The 21237-nt window shown below is 64.3% G+C and carries 16 protein-coding genes and 6 tRNA genes; 13 read left to right on the top strand and 9 right to left on the bottom strand.

Annotation, left to right across the window (positions count from 1 at the left end):
• Positions 1-107: 107 nt before the first annotated feature.
• Positions 108-1787, bottom strand: coding sequence for an ABC-F family ATP-binding cassette domain-containing protein (locus KHO18_RS19830; RefSeq protein WP_211943752.1), 1680 nt, complete (start codon positions 1785-1787; stop codon positions 108-110).
• A gap of 162 nt (positions 1788-1949) precedes the next feature.
• Positions 1950-2735, bottom strand: coding sequence for an enoyl-ACP reductase FabI (gene fabI, locus KHO18_RS19825; RefSeq protein WP_211943744.1), 786 nt, complete (start codon positions 2733-2735; stop codon positions 1950-1952).
• A gap of 216 nt (positions 2736-2951) precedes the next feature.
• On the opposite strand from fabI, the gene KHO18_RS19820 reads away from it, so the two are divergent.
• The 5 genes from KHO18_RS19820 to KHO18_RS19800 all read left to right on the top strand — a co-directional run bounded on the left by KHO18_RS19820 (position 2952) and on the right by KHO18_RS19800 (position 9753).
• Entirely contained in the window at positions 2952-4856 is a 1905-nt protein-coding gene (locus KHO18_RS19820; RefSeq protein ID WP_211943743.1) for an extracellular solute-binding protein, read from the top strand.
• 25 nt (positions 4857-4881) lie between these two features.
• A complete protein-coding gene (locus KHO18_RS19815) occupies positions 4882-5931 on the top strand; it encodes a microcin C ABC transporter permease YejB (protein WP_092289763.1) in 1050 nt (349 codons plus the stop codon).
• Positions 5928-7058 (top strand): ABC transporter permease, encoded by a 1131-nt coding sequence (locus KHO18_RS19810; RefSeq protein ID WP_149135685.1) that lies wholly within the window; start codon positions 5928-5930, stop codon positions 7056-7058. The genes KHO18_RS19815 and KHO18_RS19810 overlap by 4 nt, the downstream gene beginning before the upstream one ends.
• On the top strand, positions 7055-8704 hold the full coding sequence (locus KHO18_RS19805) for an ABC transporter ATP-binding protein (protein WP_211943742.1): 1650 nt from the start codon (positions 7055-7057) through the stop codon (positions 8702-8704). The genes KHO18_RS19810 and KHO18_RS19805 overlap by 4 nt, the downstream gene beginning before the upstream one ends.
• Before the next feature lie 362 nt (positions 8705-9066).
• Positions 9067-9753: a C40 family peptidase gene (locus tag KHO18_RS19800; RefSeq protein ID WP_211943741.1), complete on the top strand. Its 687-nt coding sequence runs from the start codon at positions 9067-9069 to the stop codon at positions 9751-9753.
• Positions 9754-9926: 173 nt separating this feature from the next.
• Here KHO18_RS19800 and KHO18_RS19795 read toward each other — a convergent pair whose 3' ends face one another.
• The gene (locus KHO18_RS19795) at positions 9927-10877 is read right to left on the bottom strand and encodes a patatin-like phospholipase family protein (protein ID WP_149135688.1); all 951 of its coding nucleotides are present in this window, start codon (positions 10875-10877) and stop codon (positions 9927-9929) included.
• A 193-nt stretch (positions 10878-11070) separates the two neighbouring features.
• On the opposite strand from KHO18_RS19795, the gene gltX reads away from it, so the two are divergent.
• The 7 genes from gltX (at position 11071) to KHO18_RS19760 (ending at position 13581) form a co-directional block, all read left to right on the top strand.
• Positions 11071-12468 carry a glutamate--tRNA ligase gene (gltX, locus tag KHO18_RS19790; RefSeq protein ID WP_211943740.1) on the top strand — a complete coding sequence of 466 codons (1398 nt, stop codon included), beginning with the start codon at positions 11071-11073 and terminating at the stop codon, positions 12466-12468.
• A gap of 212 nt (positions 12469-12680) precedes the next feature.
• Positions 12681-12756, top strand: a tRNA-Ala gene (locus tag KHO18_RS19785).
• 7 nt (positions 12757-12763) lie between these two features.
• A tRNA-Glu gene (locus KHO18_RS19780) sits at positions 12764-12839 on the top strand.
• Between the two features lie 70 nt (positions 12840-12909).
• A tRNA-Asp gene (locus tag KHO18_RS19775) sits at positions 12910-12986 on the top strand.
• A gap of 190 nt (positions 12987-13176) precedes the next feature.
• A tRNA-Ala gene (locus KHO18_RS19770) sits at positions 13177-13252 on the top strand.
• 106 nt (positions 13253-13358) lie between these two features.
• Positions 13359-13434, top strand: a tRNA-Glu gene (locus tag KHO18_RS19765).
• A 70-nt stretch (positions 13435-13504) separates the two neighbouring features.
• Positions 13505-13581: transfer RNA gene (locus tag KHO18_RS19760), tRNA-Asp, on the top strand.
• Between the two features lie 81 nt (positions 13582-13662).
• Here the strand turns inward: KHO18_RS19760 and KHO18_RS19755 are convergent.
• The 6 genes from KHO18_RS19755 to trxA form a co-directional block, all read right to left on the bottom strand.
• The gene (locus KHO18_RS19755; RefSeq protein WP_211943739.1) at positions 13663-15012 is read right to left on the bottom strand and encodes an MATE family efflux transporter; all 1350 of its coding nucleotides are present in this window, start codon (positions 15010-15012) and stop codon (positions 13663-13665) included.
• A gap of 78 nt (positions 15013-15090) precedes the next feature.
• The gene (locus KHO18_RS19750) at positions 15091-16875 is read right to left on the bottom strand and encodes an ArnT family glycosyltransferase (protein ID WP_211943738.1); all 1785 of its coding nucleotides are present in this window, start codon (positions 16873-16875) and stop codon (positions 15091-15093) included.
• Between the two features lie 133 nt (positions 16876-17008).
• On the bottom strand, positions 17009-17269 hold the full coding sequence (locus tag KHO18_RS19745; protein ID WP_149135692.1) for a type B 50S ribosomal protein L31: 261 nt from the start codon (positions 17267-17269) through the stop codon (positions 17009-17011).
• 190 nt (positions 17270-17459) lie between these two features.
• On the bottom strand, positions 17460-18317 hold the full coding sequence (locus KHO18_RS19740) for a M90 family metallopeptidase (protein ID WP_211943737.1): 858 nt from the start codon (positions 18315-18317) through the stop codon (positions 17460-17462).
• Between the two features lie 100 nt (positions 18318-18417).
• On the bottom strand, positions 18418-19680 hold the full coding sequence (gene rho / locus KHO18_RS19735; protein ID WP_092289745.1) for a transcription termination factor Rho: 1263 nt from the start codon (positions 19678-19680) through the stop codon (positions 18418-18420).
• A 187-nt stretch (positions 19681-19867) separates the two neighbouring features.
• Positions 19868-20206 (bottom strand): thioredoxin TrxA, encoded by a 339-nt coding sequence (trxA, locus tag KHO18_RS19730; protein WP_092289743.1) that lies wholly within the window; start codon positions 20204-20206, stop codon positions 19868-19870.
• A gap of 437 nt (positions 20207-20643) precedes the next feature.
• On the opposite strand from trxA, the gene KHO18_RS19725 reads away from it, so the two are divergent.
• A complete protein-coding gene (locus tag KHO18_RS19725) occupies positions 20644-20937 on the top strand; it encodes a hypothetical protein (RefSeq protein ID WP_149135694.1) in 294 nt (97 codons plus the stop codon).
• Positions 20938-21237: the final 300 nt, after the last annotated feature.

Genomic DNA, 21237 nt, shown 5'->3' with positions numbered 1-21237 from the left:
GTCTGGTGATTGATCCGGATCAGTTGCCCGGAGAGATTCGCAATTGTTCTATCTGAGGGGCGTCAACACGGGTCCCCGCAAAAGATTGCAGTCCGATGAAGGGCTTCTCAGGCGATGACCGTCGGCGCCGCGGCAGCTTGCTCGCGCATGCGACGGGCTTCGTCGCGCAGGAACTGCTGGTAATCGTCCAGATCGCCGTCGAAGGGCTCGACGCCGCCCTTGGTGACCAGCCAGAATTCATCGCAGACAGCGCGCAGCAGGGCCCGGTCGTGACTGACCAGCATCACCGTGCCTTCGAATTCATTGAGTGCCATGCCTAGCGCTTCGCGCGTGGCCAGGTCGAGGTGGTTGGTCGGCTCGTCGAGCAGCAGCAGGTTGGGGCGCTGCCACACGATCATGCACAACACGAGCCGCGCTTTTTCGCCGCCGCTCATCGTGTGGACCGCCTGATGGACCATGTCGCCACTGAAGTTGAAGGTGCCGAGGAAGGTGCGCAGGGACTGCTCGGTGCCACTCTGGCCGGGGGCGCGCATGTGCGGCGGCGTGTCCTTGGCCAAGCGGATCATGTGCTCCATTGGCGTGTCGAGCGGGCGCAGCACATCGAGTTCCTGCTGCGCGAAGTAGCCGATATTCAGGCCCTTGCCTTCGCTGATTTCGCCGGCCACGGGCGCCAGCGCGTGCGCCACTGTCTTCACCAGCGTGGACTTGCCCTGGCCGTTGGCACCGAGAATGCCGATGCGCTGCCCGGCCAGCACGGAACGGTTGATGCCCTTTACGATGACCGTGGGCGGCGTGCCTGGCAGCGCGCCGGCCGGCGCCGGGTAGCCGAAGCTTGCGTCCAGCATCGACAGCAGCGGGTTCGGGACGTTGAGAGGCTCCTTGAACTCGAAGTTGAACTCCGCATCGGCAAGCACCGGTGCAATCTTCTCCATGCGTTCAAGCGCCTTGACCCGGCTCTGCGCCTGCTTCGCCTTCGAGGCCTTGGCCTTGAAGCGGTCGATGAACTTCTGCAGGTGGGCGATCTTGTCTGCCTGCCTCGCCACCGCGGCCTGCTGCAACACGAGCTGCTCGGCGCGCATGTCTTCGAACTTGCTGTAGTTACCGCCGTAACGCACCAGCTTGGCATTGTCGACGTGCACCGTCACCTGCGTCACGGCGTCGAGGAACTCCCGGTCGTGGCTGATCACGACCATGGTCCCCTGATAGCGCTTGAGCCAGGCTTCCAGCCAGACCAGTGCGTCGAGGTCAAGGTGATTGGTCGGTTCGTCGAGCAGCAGCAGGTCGGATGGGCACATGAGCGCGCGCGCCAGTTGCAGTCGCATGCGCCAGCCGCCGGAGAAGCTGTTGACCGGCTGGCTGAGCTGCGCGGCACCGAAACCAAGGCCCAGGATCAGCGCCTGGGCACGTGCGGGGGCATCGTGTGCACCAGCGTCGTGCAGGGCCATGTAGGCGTGCGCCATGCGCATGCCGTCGTCGCTGGCCTCGGCGGCGGCAACTTCGGCCTGTGCGGCCAACAGCACGGTGTCACCCTCGACGACGAAATCGGTAGCGCTTTGCTCGGTCTCCGGCATCTCCTGCGCGACCTGGCCCATCTTCCACGCGGCGGGAATCGAGAACTCGCCGCTGTCTTCGTGCAGCGTGCCGTTGAGCAGGGCAAAGAAGGACGACTTGCCGGCGCCGTTGCGGCCGACAAGACCAATTTTCTCGCCGGGGTTGAAGGTGACGGACGCGCGGTCGAGCACGACGTTGACGCCGCGACGCAGCGTGACATTACGAACGGAAATCATGGGGGAGCTACTTCGGGGAGGATCGCCATGATAGCCGACCGGACACCTGAGGCCGTCTTTGTTGCAGTGCAGCAAATACGGCGGAAGGCAATCGACGAAGAAACGCAAAAAAAAAGCGCCCCGGCTGGGGCGCTCTCCATGGTCGCAGGCCGTGTGCCGGGATTACTCCCCCACGCCCCCCGCGCCGACAACATTGAAACCACCGTCGACATAGGTGATCTCGCCCGTCACGCCGCTGGACAGATCGGACAGCAGGAAGGCGGCTACGTTGCCCACCTCCTCGATCGTCACGTTGCGGCGCAGCGGCGCGGCTTCCTCGAAATGCTTGAGAAGCTTGCCGAAGTCCTTGATGCCGGACGCAGCCAGCGTCTTGATCGGGCCGGCCGAAATGCCGTTGGCGCGGATCCCGCGCCCGCCCACGGCTTCGGCGAGGTAGCGCACGCTTGCCTCGAGCGACGCCTTGGCCAGGCCCATGGTGTTGTAGTTCGGAACCACGCGTTCGGCGCCGAGGTAGGTCAGCGTGAGGAGCGATGCCTTGTCGGACAGCAGCGGCAGCGCGGCCTTGGCCAGTGCAGGGAAGCTGTAGGCCGAGATGTCATGCGCGATGCGGAAGCCTTCGCGCGACAGCCCGTCCAGGAAATTGCCGGCGATGGCTTCGCGCGGCGCGAAGCCGATCGAATGCACCAAACCGTCGAATTTTTCCCAACGCTGCCCCAGCGCGGCGAAAGTCGCGGTAATCTGCTCATCGCTGCCCACGTCGCACTCATAGATCATGTCGGAGCCGAATTCCTTGGCGAAGTCGCTGATGCGGTCCTTGAAGCGTTCGCCGACATAGGTGAAGGCCAGCTCGGCGCCCTCGCGCTTGCACGCGGAGGCGATGCCATAGGCGATCGAGCGGTTGGACAGCAAGCCGGTGATCAGGATCCGCTTACCTGCCAGAAATCCCATAAGTTCTCCAAGATATGTGAGGGTGGGGCGGGCATGTTTCATGCTCGGCCCCGGGGCCGGTGCACGACGGGTAAAGTTCCCCGCAGTTTGTTGCGCCGCGTAGAGGGAATGTCCGGATGGCTGGGAGCCACCCGGACGCATGTAAAATTGTCGCACAACTTCGCCCGGCCACAAGACGCCGGGCATGTCCAGGTCAGAGTGGAGGTCTGCAACGGGATGCCTATTCGCGCACGTTGGCCGCTTCAGGCGGCAGGGCAGTGCTTTCGTGGTGGCGCGTTGCTGCAGAAGGTGCGGGGGCTGGCGCCATTGGCGCTGTGGATGTTCGTACTGGCTTCGGGTTTTCCCGTATTGGCGCATGCCGCGCACGGATTTGCCCTGCACGGCGACCTCAAGTATCCGGCCGATTTCAAGCAATTCGACTACGTCAACCCCGATGCCCCCCAGGGCGGCACGCTGACGCTGGCCAACCCCGACCGACGCACGAGCTTCGACAAATTCAATCCGTTCACGCTCAAGGGCACCGCGGCGCCCGGCTTGAACGCGCTGATGTTCGAGTCGCTGCTGATCAGCAGCGCGGACGAAACTGCCAGCGCCTATGGCCTGCTGGCCGATGACGTTACCGTGGCGCCCGACGCGCTGTCCGTCACCTTCCACATCCGGCCCGAGGCGCGCTTCACCAATGGCGATCCGGTCACGGCCGCGGACGTCAAGTACTCGTACGACATGCTGATGAGCAAGGCGGCCAGCCCTGGCTACCGCAGCATGTGTACCGACGTGAAGGCCGTGGTCGTGACCGGCGAGCGCACCGTGCGCTTCGACTTCAAGCAGCGCAACACGGAATTGCCGCTGATCGTCGGCTCGTTGCCCGTGTTCTCGAAGAAATGGACCGCCAAGGTGCCGTTCGACAAGCTGACCTTCGAGGAACCCATCACCAGCGGCCCCTACGTCATCGAACGCTATGACGCCGGCCGCGGTATCAATTTCAAGCGCAATCCGAGCTATTGGGGCAAGGATCTGGCCGTGCGGCGCGGCACGTTCAACTTCGGTCGCGTGGTCTACCGGCTCTATAAGGACGAGACGGCCAAGCTGGAGGCGTTCAAGGCCGGCGAATTCGATGCCATCGTCGAGTATCGGTCGAAAAACTGGGCGAAAAGCTATGTCGGCACGCACTTTCGCAACGGCGAGCTGATCAAGACCGAGTTCCCGCACCGCAACGGCGCCGGCATGCAGGGTTTCGTGATGAACCTGCGCAAACCGGTGTTCCAGGACGTGCGCGTCCGCCGCGCGCTGATCCTGGCGCTGGACTTCGAATGGCTGAACCGCCAGTTGTTCTATGGCGCGTACAAGCGGCTGGACAGCTGGTTCTCGAACAGCGAGCTGGCCGCCAGCGCCACGTTCGACAGTCGCCCCGGCCCGGGCGAGCTGGCGCTGCTGGAGCCGCTGCGCGCCCAGTTGCCGGCGGAGGTGTTCGGCCTCGATGTGGTGCAACCCACCACCAATGCGCCGCGCTCCCTGCGCGACAACCTGCGCGAAGCCCGCCGCCTGCTGGCCCAGGCCGGCTGGACCTACGAGGACGGCGCGCTGCGCAACGCCAAGCGCGAGCCGCTGGTGTTCGAATTCCTCGATGACGGCGGGGCGATGAGCCGGGTGATCACCACCTATGTGCGCAATCTGGAGAAACTCGGCATCGAGGTGCACCAGCGCACCACCGACTTCGCCCTGTATCAGAAGCGCCTGGAGGATTTCGACTTCGACATGGTGTCGATCCGCTTCCCGGACTCGCAAAGCCCCGGCAACGAGCTGCGCGACCGCTTCACGACCGAGGCCGCGACCACGCCTGGCTCGGACAACCTGTTCGGCGTGAAATCGCCGGCCATCGACAAGCTGGTGGACCACGTGCTGCACGCGCACACCCGAGACGAACTCGTCACGGCGGGCCGTGCGCTGGACCGCGTGCTGATGCACGGGTACTACATCGTGCCGAACTGGTACAGTGCCTCGCATCGCGTGGCCTATCGCAAGACGATGTCCTACCCGACCCGCCTGCCGTACTTCTATACGGCGGAGGGCTGGATCCTCTCCAACTGGTGGCGGAACGATCTGACGCCGAAGACCCAATGACGGCATTGACGGAACCCGGACGCGCATGATTGCCTACCTGCTCAAACGCATCCTGCTGATGATTCCGACCCTGATCGGGGTCATCACGCTGACTTTCGTCGTGATCCAGTTCGTGCCGGGCGGCCCGGTGGAGCAGATGATGCTCGAACTCAAGGGCCGTGGCGGCGGCGGGGAGGCCAGCGGCGGCGGGGCGGAATACCGCGGCCGGCGCGGCGTGGACCCGGACAAGATCAAGGAAATCCAGGCGCTCTACGGCTTTGACAAGCCGCCGATCGAGCGCTATTTCATGATGCTGAAGCGCTTCGCCCAGTTCGACCTGGGCCAGAGCTACTTCCAGCACCGCAGCGTCTGGGAACTGGTGAAGTCGAAACTGCCGGTGTCGATCAGCCTCGGGCTCTGGACGTTTTTTCTGACTTATCTGATATCGGTCCCGCTCGGGATCTCGAAGGCGATCCGGGCGGGCAGTCGTTTCGATGTCATCAGCAGCATGATCGTGCTGGTGGGCTACGCGATACCGGGCTTCGTGCTCGGGGTGCTGCTGCTGGTGCTGTTCGGTGGCGGCACGTTCGTCCAGTGGTTTCCGCTGCGCGGGCTGACCTCTGACAACTGGGACCAGCTCACGCTGATGGGCAAGGTGATGGACTATCTCTGGCACCTGGTGCTGCCGATCACGGCGTCGGTGGTGGGCAGCTTCGCCGTCATCACCATGCTGACCAAGAACGCGTTCCTGGAGGAAATCCGCAAGCAGTACGTGCTGACTGCACGGGCCAAGGGCCTGGCGGAGCGGCGCGTGCTCTGGAAGCACGTGTTCCGCAATGCGTTGATCCCGCTCGTTACCGGCTTTCCGGCGGCGTTCATCGGCGCGTTCTTCACCGGTTCGCTGCTGATCGAGACGCTGTTTTCGCTCGACGGGCTGGGCCTGTTGTCCTATGAAGCCGTGCTGCGCCGCGACTACCCGGTTGTGCTCGGCACGCTCTACCTGTTCACGCTGATCGGGCTCGTCACGCGCCTGATTTCGGATGTCTGCTACGTGATGGTTGACCCGCGCATTCACTTTGAGGGCATGCACCGATGAGCATACTCTCCCACGGCGCGGTGCCCAACGGGCTGCCGCACTCGCCGTCGCCGCGCCAGCGCGCGTGGCAACGCTTTCGTCGCAACCGGCTGGGCTACTGGAGCCTGATCCTGTTCGTGGTGATCTTCGTCCTGAGCCTGTGCGCCGAGGTGCTGTCGAGCGACCGCCCACTGGTGGTGCGCTACAAGGGCGAATACTACTTCCCGATCGTTAAGGTCTACCCGGAAACCACGTTCGACGGCGACTTCCCGACCCGTACCGACTACCTCGATCCCTTTATCCGGGACCGGATCACCACGCATGGCAATTTCGCGATTTTTCCTGTGAATCAGTATTCCTACGATTCGCTGAACTACTTCGCCAAGGAGCCGAATCCGGCGCCGCCGTCGTCCGAGAACTGGCTTGGCACCGACGATCGCGGCCGTGACGTGCTGGCGCGGCTGATCTACGGTTTCCGCGTGTCCGTGCTGTTCGGCATGGCGCTGACGATCATCGGCGTACTGGTCGGCACGCTCACCGGCGCGCTGATGGGCTTCTTCGGCGGGCGTTTCGACCTGTTCTCGCAGCGTGCGATCGAGATCTGGAGCTCGATGCCAGAGCTGTACCTGCTGATCATCTTCGCGTCGATCTTCGAGCCGAGCCTGGCGCTGCTGATCATCCTGCTGTCACTGTTCGGCTGGATGGGGCTGTCCGACTACGTGCGGGCCGAGTTCTACCGCAACCGCTCGCTCGACTATGTGAAGGCAGCACGCGCGCTGGGCCTGTCCAACGTTCAGATCATGTGGCGCCATATCCTGCCGAACAGCCTGACGCCGGTGATTACCTTCCTGCCGTTCCGGATGAGCGCAGCCATCCTGGCGCTGACCAGCCTCGACTTCCTGGGCCTGGGCGTGCCGCCGACGACGCCAAGCCTGGGCGAGTTGCTGGCGCAGGGCAAGGGCAACCTCGATGCCTGGTGGATTTCGCTGTCCACGTTCGCGGTGCTCGTCATCACGCTGCTGCTGCTGACCTTTATGGGCGATGCGCTGCGCGATGCGTTCGATACGCGCCTGGGGTTGGCCCAGCTGCGTGGCCGTGTGGAGCCTAAGGCGCCTGCGGGAAGTCCTGCCGCGGAGGCCGTGCAATGAGCCTCGCTGCAACGTTCCCCGATGCCGTGGCCCCGCCGGCGCCCGGTACGCAACTAATGTGTGTGGACCGGCTGTCCGTGACCTTCGGCGAGGGCGAGCACGCCACGCGCGCCGTGCGCGAGGTCAGCTTCGACCTGCGTGCCGGCGAGCGCTACGCGCTGGTCGGTGAATCCGGGTCGGGCAAGACCGTGACCGCGCTGGCCATGCTGCGGCTGGTTGGCGACGCTCACTACCAGGGCGCCATCCGCTTCGAGGGCCAGGACCTGCTGCGCGTGTCCGACCGCGAGATGCGGCGCATCCGCGGGTCCGAGATCGCCATGATTTTCCAGGAGCCGATGACGGCCCTGAACCCGCTTTACACCATCGGCAACCAGATCGTGGAGACGCTGGCGCTGCACGAAGGCCTGGACCGCCGCGCCGCGCGCGACCGTGCCATCGCACTGCTCGAGCGCACCGGCATCAGCGACGCCGCCAACCGGTTCAACAGCTTCCCGCACCAGTTGTCGGGCGGCCAGCGCCAGCGCGCGATGATCGCCATGGCCCTGGCCTGCCGGCCCAAGTTGCTGCTGGCCGACGAGCCGACCACGGCGCTCGACGTGACCATCCGCGCCCAGATCCTGGATCTGCTGCGCGACCTCCAGGCCGAGTTCGGCATGGCGGTGATGCTGATCACCCATGACCTGAACCTGGTGCGTGCGTTCGCGCAGCGCGTGGGGGTAATGGAGAAGGGCGTGCTGGTGGAGTCCGGCGAGACAGCCGAGGTGTTTGCCAATCCGCGCCATCCGTACACGCGCAAGCTGATCGACAGCCGCCCGCGCCGCGAGGTGCTGCCGCTGGTGCCACTGGCCCCGGTGCTGCTGGAGACCGATGCGCTCTGCGTCAGCTATGCCAAGAAGCGCGCCGGGTTTGCCGGCTGGTTCTCGAAGGAGCAGTTCGTGGCCGTGAAGGACGTGAACCTGCAACTGCGCGAGGGCGAGACGGTCGGTATCGTCGGTGAGTCTGGCTCTGGCAAGACCACGCTGGCCCACGCGGTGCTGGCGCTCCAGCGCAAGAGCAGCGGGGCCATCCGCTTCCTGGGGCGTGCGTTCGATGCGTGCACGCACAAGGAGCGCAGTGCGCTGCGGTCGCGCATGCAGGTGGTGTTCCAGGACCCGTTCGGCTCGCTGTCGCCCCGGATGACCATCGAGCAGATCGTCGGGGAGGGCCTCGCCCTGCATCAGCCGGGGCTATCGCCCGAGGCGATGCGCGAGCGCGTGATCGAGGCCCTGCGCGAGGTGGGGATGGACCGCACGGCGCTGGGCCGCTATCCGCACGAGTTCTCGGGCGGCCAGCGGCAACGTATTGCGATTGCCCGCGTGTTGATCCTGAAGCCGCAGGTGCTGGTGCTCGATGAGCCGACTTCTGCACTTGACGTCTCGATCCAGCAGCAGGTGCTGGCGCTGCTTTCCCAGCTCCAGCACAAGTACAACCTCAGCTATCTGTTCATCAGCCATGATCTTGCAGTGATCCGTGCGATGGCGCACCGCGTGGTCGTGATGAAAAACGGTGAAGTGGTGGAGGCCGGTGAGACGGAAACGGTACTCGGTGCACCGCAGCATCCGTATACGCGCAAGCTGATGGCGGCCGCGCAGTTGGGGGCCGTCTGAGTGATGTGCGGCGCAGCAGGCATGCCGCACTAACATGACAGCGGGATGTATCACATCGCCGTTATGCGGAATACGAGAAAAAAGATACGTTTTTCACGCTAGCTCATTGATTTGGCTGCGATTTCGGGCGAATTTGTAACCATCTTTGACACGACAATGACAGTCATTTAACATCCCGCGATGGCTATTTTTGGGGGTGGTCTGTCGGTCGCATGCTGACCTTTGGGAAGGTCAATCACGCATCCGGATCGTGCACCGTGCGCTGGCATATGTCTTGCGTACATACCGCCCTGATGTCTAGCGTTTGTCCGGCAATGATGTCTGACATGCCGGTCAGATAAATCCGATTATCAGGAGAACCAATGCAACGAACGGTACTTCATTCCCTGGCGCGCGCCGCTATTGGAATTGCCATTGCATGCGGTGCGACTGTGTCGAATGGAGTGCTGGCGGATACGGTGTTCAAGGACCCGGACGCCCGGATCGATGCCCGCGCGGAACTGAGCGCGGATGCCCATCCGGAAGGCAAGCGTGGCTTGCTGTCGTCGGTGATGAACTCCACCAGCAACGTTGCCAGCAAGGCTGGCGACCTGGTCATGAACGCGCTGGGCCTGATTGGCGTGCGTTACCGCTTCGGCGGTAACAGCCCCGAATCCGGCCTGGACTGCAGCGGCTTTGTCCGCTACGTGTTCAACGACACCTTCGGCTTCGTGTTGCCGCGTCGCTCTGTCGAAATCAGCAAGGTTGGCACCACTGTGGCGGTCAACGAACTGCGTCCGGGTGACCTGGTGTTCTTCAATACCATGCGTCATACGTTCTCGCACGTCGGCATCTATATTGGCGACAACAAGTTCGTGCACGCGCCGTCCACCGGCAGCAAGATCCGGGTGGACGACATGCGCGCCAGCTACTGGGTGACGCGCTACAACGGCGCACGACGCATCGACGATGCCCAGCGCGGCGAAGCCGACAACGGCATGGGCAGCATGGTCGAGACGCTCAAGCGCTTCGACCCAGCCGCCCAGGGCCGCTCGCTGTACGGCGGCTGACCCGGCTGCTCGCCAGACAAAAAAAGGACTGCCTCGGCAGTCCTTTTTTATCGGCTTGAACAGTACAAATAAGACAAATACCCCACTAAAGGGTGACATGATCCGTCACGTGAGGTGACACGAATTGTCACGAAGCAAGCCGATGTCGTGACAAGGATTGTCGATTTACCCCACTATTGGGTGGCAACGGTCCCGGTCGGGAGTGGGCGCGTACGGGCGAGGGCCAACTTGTCGCGCAGGCTTGCCAGCACCGCCGCCGTAGCTTGCTCGCCGGCCAGGATCGCGCGGTTGCGCGCTGTGAAATCGCTGCCGCTCATGTCCGGCAGGTCGGGGCGGATCACAATGTCCGCACGCGCCAGCGCCATCTTGTTGATCGACTGACCCATGATGGCCGTGGTTTGCAGCAGCACGCCGCTCTGGCCGCCATTCTTCTGGCTCGACGGATCGGCCGAGATATTCACCGCGATCACGAACTCGGCGCCCATCTCGCGCGCCGCATCCACCGGCACCGGCTCCACCAGCCCGCCATCGACATAGTCATGGCCCTGGATCGACACCGGCTGGAACACGCCCGGCACGCTGCTGGACGCGCGCACGGCCTGGCCCGTATTGCCGCGCCGGAACAGGATCCGCTCGCCGGTCTTGAGGTCGGTGGCGACGATGCCCAGCGGCAGCTTCATCTGTTCGATGGGGCGCTGCTTGACCAGCCGGTTGACGTAGTTCTGGAGCGCCTCGCCCTTGAGCCAGCCGCCGAACTTGGTGCCGAACGGCAGCGCCCAGTCGGCGATGGCCGCTTCGTCCATGGTCAGGGCGAGCTTGTTCAGCGTGAAGCCATCCATGCCGGATGCGTAAAGGGCGGCCACCACCGACCCGGCACTCGTGCCAGTGACGATATCGGCATGGATGCCCTGCGCCTCCAGCGCCTTGATCACGCCAATATGCGCAAAGCCGCGCGCGGCACCGCCGCCCAGCGCCAGGCCGATGCGTACCGGGCGCGGTGGCAGCGTGGCCACCGGCGGCGTGACAACGGGCTGGCTCGGCAGGGTGGGGGTCGGCTTCGGGCCGGTAGAGCAGGCCGCCAGCAGCATCGCCGCGGAGGCGCCCAGGAAATGGCGTCGTTTCATCGAGGAACGGGAATCTACTGGAAGTGATGCCGGCGCCGTGCGCGGTAGCATCCGTGGCTTCAGACCGCTGGCAGGATAAATGATTCCTGCCGGCGCGTAGCGAAAAAGCGGCGGCGGGCAGGGCGTATAATGCGCCATTCCTCGAATCTGGCCTGCGCGCCGCCATGCGCGGGCCTTTTTGTTTCACTCCGCCATGACACAACGCGTCCGCACCCGCTTCGCGCCGAGCCCGACCGGGTTCATCCACCTCGGCAACATCCGCTCCGCGCTTTATCCCTGGGCCTTCGCCCGCCGCATGAAGGGCGATTTCATCCTGCGCATCGAGGATACCGATGTCGAGCGGTCGTCCCAGGAGGCGGTCGACGTGATTCTGGAGTCCATGGCCTGGCTCGACATGGATATCGACGAAGGTCCGTTCTACCAGATGCAGCGCATGGACCGCTACCGCGCGGTGGTGCAGCAGATGCTGGAGACCGGCCTCGCGTACCACTGCTACATGAGCACCGAGGAACTGGACGCGCTGCGCGAGGCCCAGCGCGCCGCCGGCGAGAAGCCGCGCTACAACGGCTTCTGGCGCCCCGAGCCCGGCAAGGTCCTGCCCGAGCCGCCGGCCGGCGTGCAGCCCGTGGTGCGCTTCAAGAATCCGATCGGCGGCAGCGTGGTCTGGGAAGACGCCGTGAAGGGTCGCATCGAGATCTCGAACGACGAGCTGGACGACCTGGTGATCGCCCGCCCGGACGGCACGCCCACGTACAACTTCTGCGTCGTGGTGGATGACCTCGACATGAAGATCACCCACGTGATCCGCGGCGATGACCACGTCAACAACACGCCGCGCCAGATCAACATCATCCGCGCGATGGGGGGCCACGTGCCGGTCTACGCGCACCTGCCGACCGTGCTGAACGAGCAGGGCGAGAAGATGAGCAAGCGCCATGGCGCGATGCCCGTGACCGGCTACCGCGACGAAGGTTACCTGCCCGAGGCGGTGCTGAACTACCTCGCGCGACTGGGCTGGGCGCATGGCGATGCCGAGATCTTCTCGCGCGAGCAGTTCATCGAATGGTTCGATCTTGAGCACCTGGGCAAGTCGCCGGCGCAATACAACCCGGAAAAGCTGGCCTGGCTCAACAACCACTACATCAAGGTGGGCGACAACGCCCGCCTGGCCGAGCTGACGCGCCCGTTCATCGAGGCGCTGGGCGGGAAGGTGGAAGGCGCGAGCCTGGTCGACGTGATTGCGCTGGTCAAGGACCGCGCCAATACGCTGAAGGAAGTGGCCCAGACCGCGATGCTGTTCTATCGTGGCGAGCCGCAGCCGGACGCCGCGCTGCGCGCCGAGCACCTGACCGACGAGATCCGCCCGGCGCTGCAGGCGCTGGCCACGCAACTGGCCGCACTGCCCGAGTGGAAGCGCGAGGCCATCAACGCCACCTTCAAGGCCGTGCTGGGCGAGTTCGGCCTGAAGATGCCGAAGCTGGCCATGCCGGTGCGCCTGCTGGTGGCGGGGCAGTTGCAGACGCCGAGCATCGACGCGGTGCTGGAGCTGTTCGGCCGCGATACGGTGCTGCGCCGCCTGGCGGCTGCCTGAGAAAAGTGCGGAAAAATCTCGGCAGGGGCTTGCGCTCCGGCCGGGAATTCAGCATAATTTCGTTCTCCCTGCCGCGCGGCAAAAACTGCGCGGATCGATCGAAAGACCGAAAAAAGGGACTTGCAAAGCGGTTGGGTTGCTATATAATCTCGGCTTCGCCGGAAACGTAGTAAATCCCGCGGCAGCAAGAAGCAGTAAATGACAGTAACATTGGGGCTATAGCTCAGCTGGGAGAGCGCTTGCATGGCATGCAAGAGGTCAGCGGTTCGATCCCGCTTAGCTCCACCAAGTTTCTGTCCCCTTCGTCTAGAGGCCTAGGACATCACCCTTTCACGGTGAGTACAGGGGTTCGAATCCCCTAGGGGACGCCAAAAAAAGCAGGGCGTAATCAAACGCCCGGCTAGTCGTCCGAAGCAACAGCTTCGCGCGGCACACCAACACGGAGCGGTAGTTCAGTTGGTTAGAATACCGGCCTGTCACGCCGGGGGTCGCGGGTTCGAGTCCCGTCCGCTCCGCCAAAACTGAGCCCGCTTGGGTAAAACCAAGCGGGTTTTTCTTTGGGTGAGAGGTTGATTATCTGATAATCGCCTCGCGGTTTTCAGCGAAAGCAAATGCCATGCGGCAGTTGCGCTTCGAAAGAAAATCGTAATATAATCGCGGCTTCGCTGAAACGCGATTATGCAGTACCGGTAGCAATAGCAGTACCACGGGGCTATAGCTCAGCTGGGAGAGCGCTTGCATGGCATGCAAGAGGTCAGCGGTTCGATCCCGCTTAGCTCCACCAAGGATTTTCGAGGCACCGACCCAGCAAAAAAGGTGCTTCAGTGGCTGAAAAGTCTGTTATAGTTACGGACTTCGCAGCGCAGACGGAAACGTTGCAACAAGTTTCTGTCCCCTTCGTCTAGAGGCCTAGGACATCACCCTTTCACGGTGAGTACAGGGGTTCGAATCCCCTAGGGGACGCCAAAAAAAGCAGGGCGTAATCAAACGTTCAGCTAGTCGTCCGAAGCAATAGCTTCGCACGGCACACCAACACGGAGCGGTAGTTCAGTTGGTTAGAATACCGGCCTGTCACGCCGGGGGTCGCGGGTTCGAGTCCCGTCCGCTCCGCCAATATTAAAAATGCCTGCGCAAGCAGGCATTTTTTTTGTCCGTCGATTCGCTTATTTCACCGCGTGGCCCGCCTGAACATAATCATGCAGGTTTGCTCACCCGCATGAAATACCGTACCAGCAGCGTGCCGGCCACGGCCAGGCTGATACTGTTGCCGAACCAGAAACCGGCGGCGCCGCGTGTCCATTCGGGCAGCGCGTCGATCAGGCCGAATCCCATCACATACCCGCTACCCAGCCCCACGCCCCACAGCGATCCCGCGTAGATCAACGTCGGAATCAGGGCGATCTTGTACGCGCGCAGGATGAAAGCGGTCATGACCTGCACCGCGTCGAACGCTTGATAGAACGCCACGAACAGCATCAACGGCAGCGCCTTGGCCACGACGGTGGGATCCTTGGCGTAGGCCTGCAGCAGCGGTTCGCGGAGCAGCCACAGCAGGGCGCCCGTCAGCAGTGCCAGCCCGGCCCCGAAGCGGATGCCGCGCCAGGCCAGCCGGCGCGCCCCCGCCAGGTCACGCGCGCCAATCGACTGCGCTACTAGCGTGGACGTCGCAATCGCCAGCGAGAGCGGCATCATGTACGCCACCGCGCTCAGATTGGCGATGATCTGATGCCCGGCCAGCGTCTCCGTGCCCAGTCGCGTGATGAAGATCGACATCAGCGTGAACGACGTGATTTCGATCAGATAGGTCAGACCCATCGGCACACCCAGCCGCAGCAGCGGGCGGATCTTGCTCCAGCTCGGCCATTCCCAGCCGGCAAAAAGCGCAAGCGGCCGGTAGGCGGCGCCGGTTCGCAGGATCATCAGGCCGGCGATGCACCAGGTCCAGCTGATCAGCGTGGAGGCCAGCGCGCAGCCCGGGCCGCCCATCGGCGCCAGCCCCAGCCCCCCATGGATGAACCATGCGTTGAGCGGCACTTTCATCGCCAACCCGGCGATCTGGAGCACCGTGACCATGATTGGCCGTGACAGCGCGTTGTTCAGCGCCATGTAAATGCGGAAGCCCAGCGCAGCCGGCAGGCCGAACGCCACGATATGAAGATAGTGCGAGGCCTTCTCGACCAGCTCGGGCGGCGCTTTGGCAAACGTGAGCAGCGGCCCGGGGAACAGCAGCAACAGCATGCCCGGCACGGCCAGCGCCACGCCCAGCCACGCGGCCTGGCGCACTTCGCTGCCGATCTCGGCAGTGCGGCCCGCGCCATAGAGTTGGCCGGCGATGGGCGCCAGCGCCTGAAGCACGCCCATCAGGCTGATATAGATGGTGATGTAGATGGAGCCGCCCAGGCCCACGGCGGCGAGGTCGGTGGCGGAGGCGCGTCCGGCCATCACCGTATCGATGACGCCGAAGGCCACCACGGCGAGTTGTCCGACCAGGACGGGCGCGGCGAGGTGGAGGATGCGGCGAATGTCTTGCAGCGCGCTGCTCATTGTTCTTGTCGGAAAGCGTGGCGCGCCGGCTCCGTCGTGAGTCCGGCGCGTGGGGGCGAGGGGCGTCCGGCGCGGGGGTTACGGCTGGCGCGGCAGGCGGCGCGGCAGCGTGGGCCGGGGCGGCGCAGCGCGGCCGACATCAACCAGCCGGTACATGCGGAAGCGCTCGTCCCGGTCCGCAGGCCGGCGGCCTTCCCAGACCAGCCGCCATTCGAAGTGCGAAATGTTGCCGGGCGGGCCGTAGTCCACCTGGTCGTGGCGCAGCAGCACGTCGCAGCCGTCATCGGGGCCGCCAAAGCGGATATGGCCGTAATACGAGAACGACGCCAGTTGCGCATTCCCCATGCGGATCGGCTGCACACAGGTGTAGGTCGACGGCAGTGCCATCGAGGCGGCCTGCGCCACATCGCGATAGGTCTTGGCGTAGTTGATGGCAGGCAGCCACAGCGTCATCGCCATTACCCACATCAGCGTCGTGCCGGCGGCCGAGATCACCACCGGGCGCCAGATCTGCTTGGGCGCGCGCGACAGGCGCCAGCGCACCACCAGCACCCAGGCCAGCGTCACCGCCAGCGCGATGACCACCGCGCTCCAGGTGAACGAGTGCTGGAAGCCCGGAATCAGCCGGTACACGTTGTTGGCGATCTTGGGCGGGAAACCGGTCGTGCGGGCGATCCACATGAACCACAGGAAGCCGCAGAAGATCGTGAAGAACAGCAGGGCGAACCAGTCGATCGCATTGATCACGCCGCGTGCCAGCGTGGGCAGCGCGAACGCGGCCAACACGGCCATCGGCGGCAGCAACAGGATGAACTGCACATCGCCGGGGCTGCGTTGCAGCACCAGCAGCAGGAGCAGCGCTGTCAGCATCGACAGTGGCAGCGCCACGTGGGCCGCGCGCCGCATGCCACGCCACGACAGCCACGCCCAGACGGCCACCGGCCAGACCGGCCACGCGAACAGGAACAAATTTCGTGCGATGAAGCCGGCCGCGGCCAGCGACGGTCCACCATAAGTACGACGGTCGTAGCGGGCCCACTCGCGGATGAAGGTGACAGCCTCGTCGCGGTCGGCCGCGCCCAGATACACCACAGCCATCCACACCGCGACGATGGCCAGCGCCAGCGGCAGGCCAGTCGCCGTCAGCCACTTCGCGGGTAGCGGGCGGCAGGCCACGACGGCCAGGGCCGTGGCCACCAGCAACGCGGCGGCCAGGATCGGCCCGCTGGCCAGGCACAGTGCGCCCAGCCCCACGCCGTACCAGAGGCTGCCCTGCACGGGCTTGTCCAGGCTGCGCACCAGCCCGTACAGCATGAAGGCGATAAAGCAGACCTGGCCGACCTGCGCCGTGGTCTCGTGCCCACGCATCGCCAGGCCCACGCATGCCAGGAACAGCAGCAGCGCGCCATCGGCCAGCGCGCGGCCATAGGACCGCGCATCGGGCTGGCCGCCGAAGGCGAACGCGAACGGCTGCACTTCGTCACGCCGGCCGAGCAAATAGGTGGAGTACCAGATGAAGGCGCAGGTGCCGAAGTAGAACAGCGCCGTGGCCAGCCGCGACGCGTCCGGCGCGCCGAGCCAGCCGCCAAACAGCCGGATCATGATGCCGCCGAGCCAGAACACAAGCGGGCCGTCCTCACTGAACGGCCGGCCGGCGATGTTCGGCATCAGCCAATCCTGCGTGCCGCCCGTGGCAAGCTGCCACATCACGCCGAAGCCCGCGGCATCCTCGTTCTTCCACGGGTCGCGGCCGAACAGGCCGGCCAGCCCGTAGATGATGCAGATGGCCAGCAGCAGGGCGCGCGGCAGCGCGCCGGTGGCGGCGGCGGTCAGGTGGACGGGAGAGGTCTTGGCTTGACTCATCGGCGGTGAAATCGTGGACAGCAACAATCGGCTGCACAAAAGCAAAGAGGCAGCCGATGCTGCCTCTTTGTCAGGTCGCGCGCGGCGGGAGCATCTGTTCCCTCGTGCGCGGCATGCTCGCGGCTCCGCGAGATTACTTCTTCATCGTGCTCAGCTTGCTGCCGAACTTCTGACGGAACTTCTCGACGCGGCCGGCCGTGTCCATGATCTTCTGGGTGCCGGTGTAGAACGGGTGCGATTCCGACGACACTTCGATCTTGGCCAGCGGGTAGGTCTTGCCTTCGTGTTCGATCGTATCCTTGGTCTGGATCGTCGAGCGGGTCACGAACTTGAAGTCGTTCGACACGTCGTGGAACAGGACTTCGCGGTAATTCGGGTGAATGCCTTCTTTCATGGTGCTTCCTTTCAGGTTGGGTAGCCAGTCCGCTCATGTCTGCCGCGTGCGTGCATCGGATGACGAATGCTTGCGACGAGCGAACCACTTGCCGATAACGGGCAAACCGGGATTATGCCAGAAAAACAAGCGCTTGGACAACAATCGACGCGTCGTCATAGCCGGTTCGCCGGTCGCTGATAAGTGACTTTTACAGCATTTTTCCAGCCGGATCCTGACGATAAAACGTGACCAGTGCTTCGTATAGCGTAGACCAATGCCGGTGCAGGCCCTCGGGCTCAACGAAAAATGCCTCGGACGCCACCGCGAAGAACTCGCTGGGCGCCTCGCAGCCGTAAGGGTCGATCACCCGCAGCCGGGGCGGCAGCCGTTCGGGATGGTCCCAGGCGCTGTCCGGCACCGCCTCGCAGGCATCGGCGAAGACATCGTATTGGCTCAGGAACGCCTCCGCCCACTGATCGGCATCGACGCCCGGATGCAGTACGCGCGAGAAAGGTGGCACGCCGTCGGGCTCGCCGTCGAGCATATCGAGCTTGTGAGCGAACTCGTGGATCACCACGTTGTAGGTGTCCGCCGGCAGCGCATGGTCGGAATCGAGCCCCGCGCCGGGCGTGCTCACGTCCTGCCAGGACAGGATGACGGGGCCACGCTCCCACGCCTCGCCGCTCGCTTCCTCTTCCACGCCGTGCACCAGCCCGATCTCGTCCTCCACGGTGCGCCGGATCAGGAATTCGCCCGGATACAGCACGATGCCATGCCAGCCGCGATACCACTCGATACCGAGCTTGAGGATCGGCACGCAGGCTTGCACGGCCACGCTGACCACCATCTCGTCGGTCAGCGGCAGGTCGTGCGCGGTCGAATATTCCTTGCCGGCGATGAACAGCGTGGCCAGCTCGCGCAGCGCGGCCTGGTCCTCGGCGCCGTAGCGCTGCACATAGGGCAGGGCGGCCACGGTACGCGTCCAGAGGTCGTCCGGAATGGCGTAGTGCTCAAGCTTGCGGGCGCGTGAGCGCGAGCGCAGGTAGCTGGTCAGTTTGCCGAACATGGTCGGAGAGTGGTCGCGTGGTTCGTCGGATCGGTTGGCAGAGACAAAAAAGGCGCACCCAAGGGTACGCCTTTCCTGCCTGATGCACTACCGGGGCGGGTCAGCCGCCGCGGCGCATCATGTCGAAGAACTCCGCGTTGTTCTTCGTCGGCTTCATCTTGTCGAGGATGAACTCCATCGCCTGCACTTCGTCCATGTCGGAGATGAACTTGCGCAGGATCCAGATCTTCTGGAGGATTTCCGGCTTGATCAGCAGTTCCTCGCGGCGCGTGCCCGACTTGTTCAGGTTGATGGCCGGGTAGACACGGCGCTCGGCCAGGCGGCGCTCGAGGTGCACTTCCATGTTGCCGGTGCCCTTGAACTCTTCGTAGATCACGTCGTCCATGCGGCTGCCGGTTTCGATCAGCGCGGTGGCGATGATGGTCAGCGAACCGCCTTCTTCCAGGTTACGCGCGGCGCCGAAGAAGCGCTTCGGGCGTTGCAGCGCGTTGGCGTCCACACCGCCGGTCAGCACCTTGCCGGAGGCCGGCACCACGGTGTTGTAGGCGCGTGCCAGACGGGTGATGGAGTCCAGCAGGATCACCACGTCGCGCTTCAGTTCCACCAGGCGCTTGGCCTTCTCGATGACCATTTCGGCCACCTGCACGTGACGGATGGCCGGTTCGTCGAAGGTCGACGCCACCACCTCGCCGCGCACCGAGCGCATCATTTCGGTCACTTCTTCCGGGCGCTCATCGATCAGCAGCACGAACAGGTCCGCTTCCGGATGGTTGTTCGCAATGGCGTGGGCGATGTGCTGGAGCATCACGGTCTTGCCGGACTTCGGCGAGGCCACCAGCAGCGCGCGCTGGCCACGGCCGATCGGGGCGATCATGTCGATCACGCGGCCGGTGATGTTCTCTTCGGCGCGGATGTCACGTTCGAGCTGGAGCGGCCGGTTCGGATGCAGCGGCGTCAGGTTCTCGAACATGATGCGGTTCTTCACCGCCTCGGGCGCCTGTCCATTGACCTTGTCCACCTTGACCAGCGCGAAGTAGCGCTCGCCGTCCTTCGGGGTCCGCACTTCACCTTCGATCGAATCGCCGGTATGGAGATTGAAGCGGCGGATCTGCGAAGGGCTGATGTAGATGTCGTCCGTGCTGGCCAGGTACGAGGTTTCCGGCGAGCGGAGGAAGCCGAAGCCGTCGGGGAGGACTTCCAGCGTGCCGTCTCCGTAGATGGTTTCGCCCATCTTGGCGCGCTTCTTCAGGATCGCAAACATCAGTTCCTGTTTGCGCATCCGCTGTGCATTGTCGATCTCGAGCGTTGCCGCCATTTCGAGAAGCGCAGACACGTGAAGCGATTTGAGTTCTGTCAGGTGCATAGACGAGGGGTACAGAAGTGGCCCGGACGGGCGAGACCAAAGGGAAGGGGGAAAGAATGAGCGAACGCTCGGGGAAGTTGTTGGTGGCATCTTAGCACAATCCGGCCGGCGCGCCAGGGCTGGCGCACGCGAAGCCGGATCATGCAGTGCCGCAGCCAGCCATGCCGGGCTGGCCGCGGGGTCTGGCTCAGGCCAGGGCCGGGACGTTGTTCTTCAGGAACGCAGTCAGGTCCGACTTGGACAGGGCGCCAACCTTCTGGGCGACAACCTTGCCTTCCTTGAACAGGATCAGCGTGGGAATGCCACGGATGCCGAACTTGGCCGGCACCTGCTGGTTCTCATCCACATTGATCTTGGCGATCTGCACCTTGTCGCCGAAATCGCGCGCCACTTCGTCCAGGATCGGGGCGATCATCTTGCACGGACCGCACCACTCGGCCCAGAAGTCCAGCAGGACGGGCTTGTCGGACTGGAGGACGTCGGCGTCGAACGATGCGTCGCTCACATACTTGATTTGTTCGCTCATGGCGTGAAACCTCTGGGGCTCAGTTGATGTTGAAGGCTGACCGCTACCTTACACGAGAATCCGGCAATCGGTTTGCGATGGCACCGAAGGCAGGCAGGTCAGGCGGGCCGTGCCGTTGATGCCGATATGTTACCAGCTTGGCGAATTTCAATACCCCCTCGGAACGGGGTGCCGGCAGGGCCTGGGACAGGTGCAATTGTGCCCCCGCGCAGTAATACCTGCTCAACATTGTGTTAATCACGGCAAGAGAATCGCTCAATCGGCATCGGGTTATCCAGTACTCAAATGGATTATCTTTGGGCCCGGGAATTCCCCAGATCCGGATGTCCGGGATGATCTGAGAAGCACTTTGAGAATCCTCCCCATGCCGACGGCCCGGCCGCGCGCGTAGAATGACAGGGAATGCCAACCCCGCAGGCACCACAAGGCCACCGACCATGACTGCCGATCCCCGCAAGCCCGATCCCGCCGACGATCTGCCCGACACGCCGCCAGCCTCGGGCGCGCCAGACGTGGATCACCTGAGCGACGCCCTGGCGCACCTGAACAGCGCGGTGGAAACCAACAGCATTGCCACGGGCGCGGCCCGCGGGCTGGTCTACAGCGTGATGGAGACGCTCGGCACGCTGATTGGCGACCCGGACCTGCCCGAGCATGCCCGCTCCGGCTACGAAGGGCTGCTCGAAACCGCCCGCGAGTTGCGCGCGCGGCTGGAGCGCGGTGATCACTGAGCCGCGCCCGCCCGGGCTGCCGGGTGGCCCCGGCCAACGCCATCGTATTTCCCTGACTGACCACGCCGTGCCGCCCTGGCGCGCCACGGCCCCGTGCTCCCATTTGCGCCTGACCCCACGTGGCCTGGCGCGCCATCCATGACCCGGCTTTCGTTTTCTCCCGGCCCCGCCTTCCTTGAGCAGGCCGCCACCGCGACGTGGTATTTCCTTGACCATTGCGGGCCGGCCGCCGCCGGCGCGCATGTGGTCGTGCCCACGGCGGCGCAGATTCCGGGCGTCCGGCTGGCGCTCGACGCCGCC

It is taken from the genome of Cupriavidus campinensis, assembly GCF_905397395.1.
In the GTDB taxonomy this organism is placed as follows: Bacteria; Pseudomonadota; Gammaproteobacteria; order Burkholderiales; family Burkholderiaceae; genus Cupriavidus; species Cupriavidus campinensis.
Note: the sequence above shows the minus strand (reverse complement) of the source record. Positions and strands in the feature narration are given on the sequence as shown.

Bases quoted from the DNA above. Each gene is read 5' to 3' on its own strand.
- KHO18_RS19750 (WP_211943738.1), bottom strand. From the start codon at position 16,875: ATGAGTCAAGCCAAGACCTCTCCCGTCCACCTGACCGCCGCCGCCACC.
- KHO18_RS19800 (WP_211943741.1), top strand. From the start codon at position 9,067: ATGCAACGAACGGTACTTCATTCCCTGGCGCGCGCCGCTATTGGAATT.
- KHO18_RS19795 (WP_149135688.1), bottom strand. From the start codon at position 10,877: ATGAAACGACGCCATTTCCTGGGCGCCTCCGCGGCGATGCTGCTGGCG.
- fabI (WP_211943744.1), bottom strand. From the start codon at position 2,735: ATGGGATTTCTGGCAGGTAAGCGGATCCTGATCACCGGCTTGCTGTCC.
- gltX (WP_211943740.1), top strand. From the start codon at position 11,071: ATGACACAACGCGTCCGCACCCGCTTCGCGCCGAGCCCGACCGGGTTC.
- KHO18_RS19815 (WP_092289763.1), top strand. From the start codon at position 4,882: ATGATTGCCTACCTGCTCAAACGCATCCTGCTGATGATTCCGACCCTG.
- KHO18_RS19745 (WP_149135692.1), bottom strand. From the start codon at position 17,269: ATGAAAGAAGGCATTCACCCGAATTACCGCGAAGTCCTGTTCCACGAC.
- KHO18_RS19755 (WP_211943739.1), bottom strand. From the start codon at position 15,012: ATGAGCAGCGCGCTGCAAGACATTCGCCGCATCCTCCACCTCGCCGCG.
- KHO18_RS19820 (WP_211943743.1), top strand. From the start codon at position 2,952: ATGCCTATTCGCGCACGTTGGCCGCTTCAGGCGGCAGGGCAGTGCTTT.
- KHO18_RS19740 (WP_211943737.1), bottom strand. From the start codon at position 18,317: ATGTTCGGCAAACTGACCAGCTACCTGCGCTCGCGCTCACGCGCCCGC.
- KHO18_RS19725 (WP_149135694.1), top strand. From the start codon at position 20,644: ATGACTGCCGATCCCCGCAAGCCCGATCCCGCCGACGATCTGCCCGAC.
- KHO18_RS19805 (WP_211943742.1), top strand. From the start codon at position 7,055: ATGAGCCTCGCTGCAACGTTCCCCGATGCCGTGGCCCCGCCGGCGCCC.
- rho (WP_092289745.1), bottom strand. From the start codon at position 19,680: ATGCACCTGACAGAACTCAAATCGCTTCACGTGTCTGCGCTTCTCGAA.
- KHO18_RS19810 (WP_149135685.1), top strand. From the start codon at position 5,928: ATGAGCATACTCTCCCACGGCGCGGTGCCCAACGGGCTGCCGCACTCG.
- trxA (WP_092289743.1), bottom strand. From the start codon at position 20,206: ATGAGCGAACAAATCAAGTATGTGAGCGACGCATCGTTCGACGCCGAC.
- KHO18_RS19830 (WP_211943752.1), bottom strand. From the start codon at position 1,787: ATGATTTCCGTTCGTAATGTCACGCTGCGTCGCGGCGTCAACGTCGTG.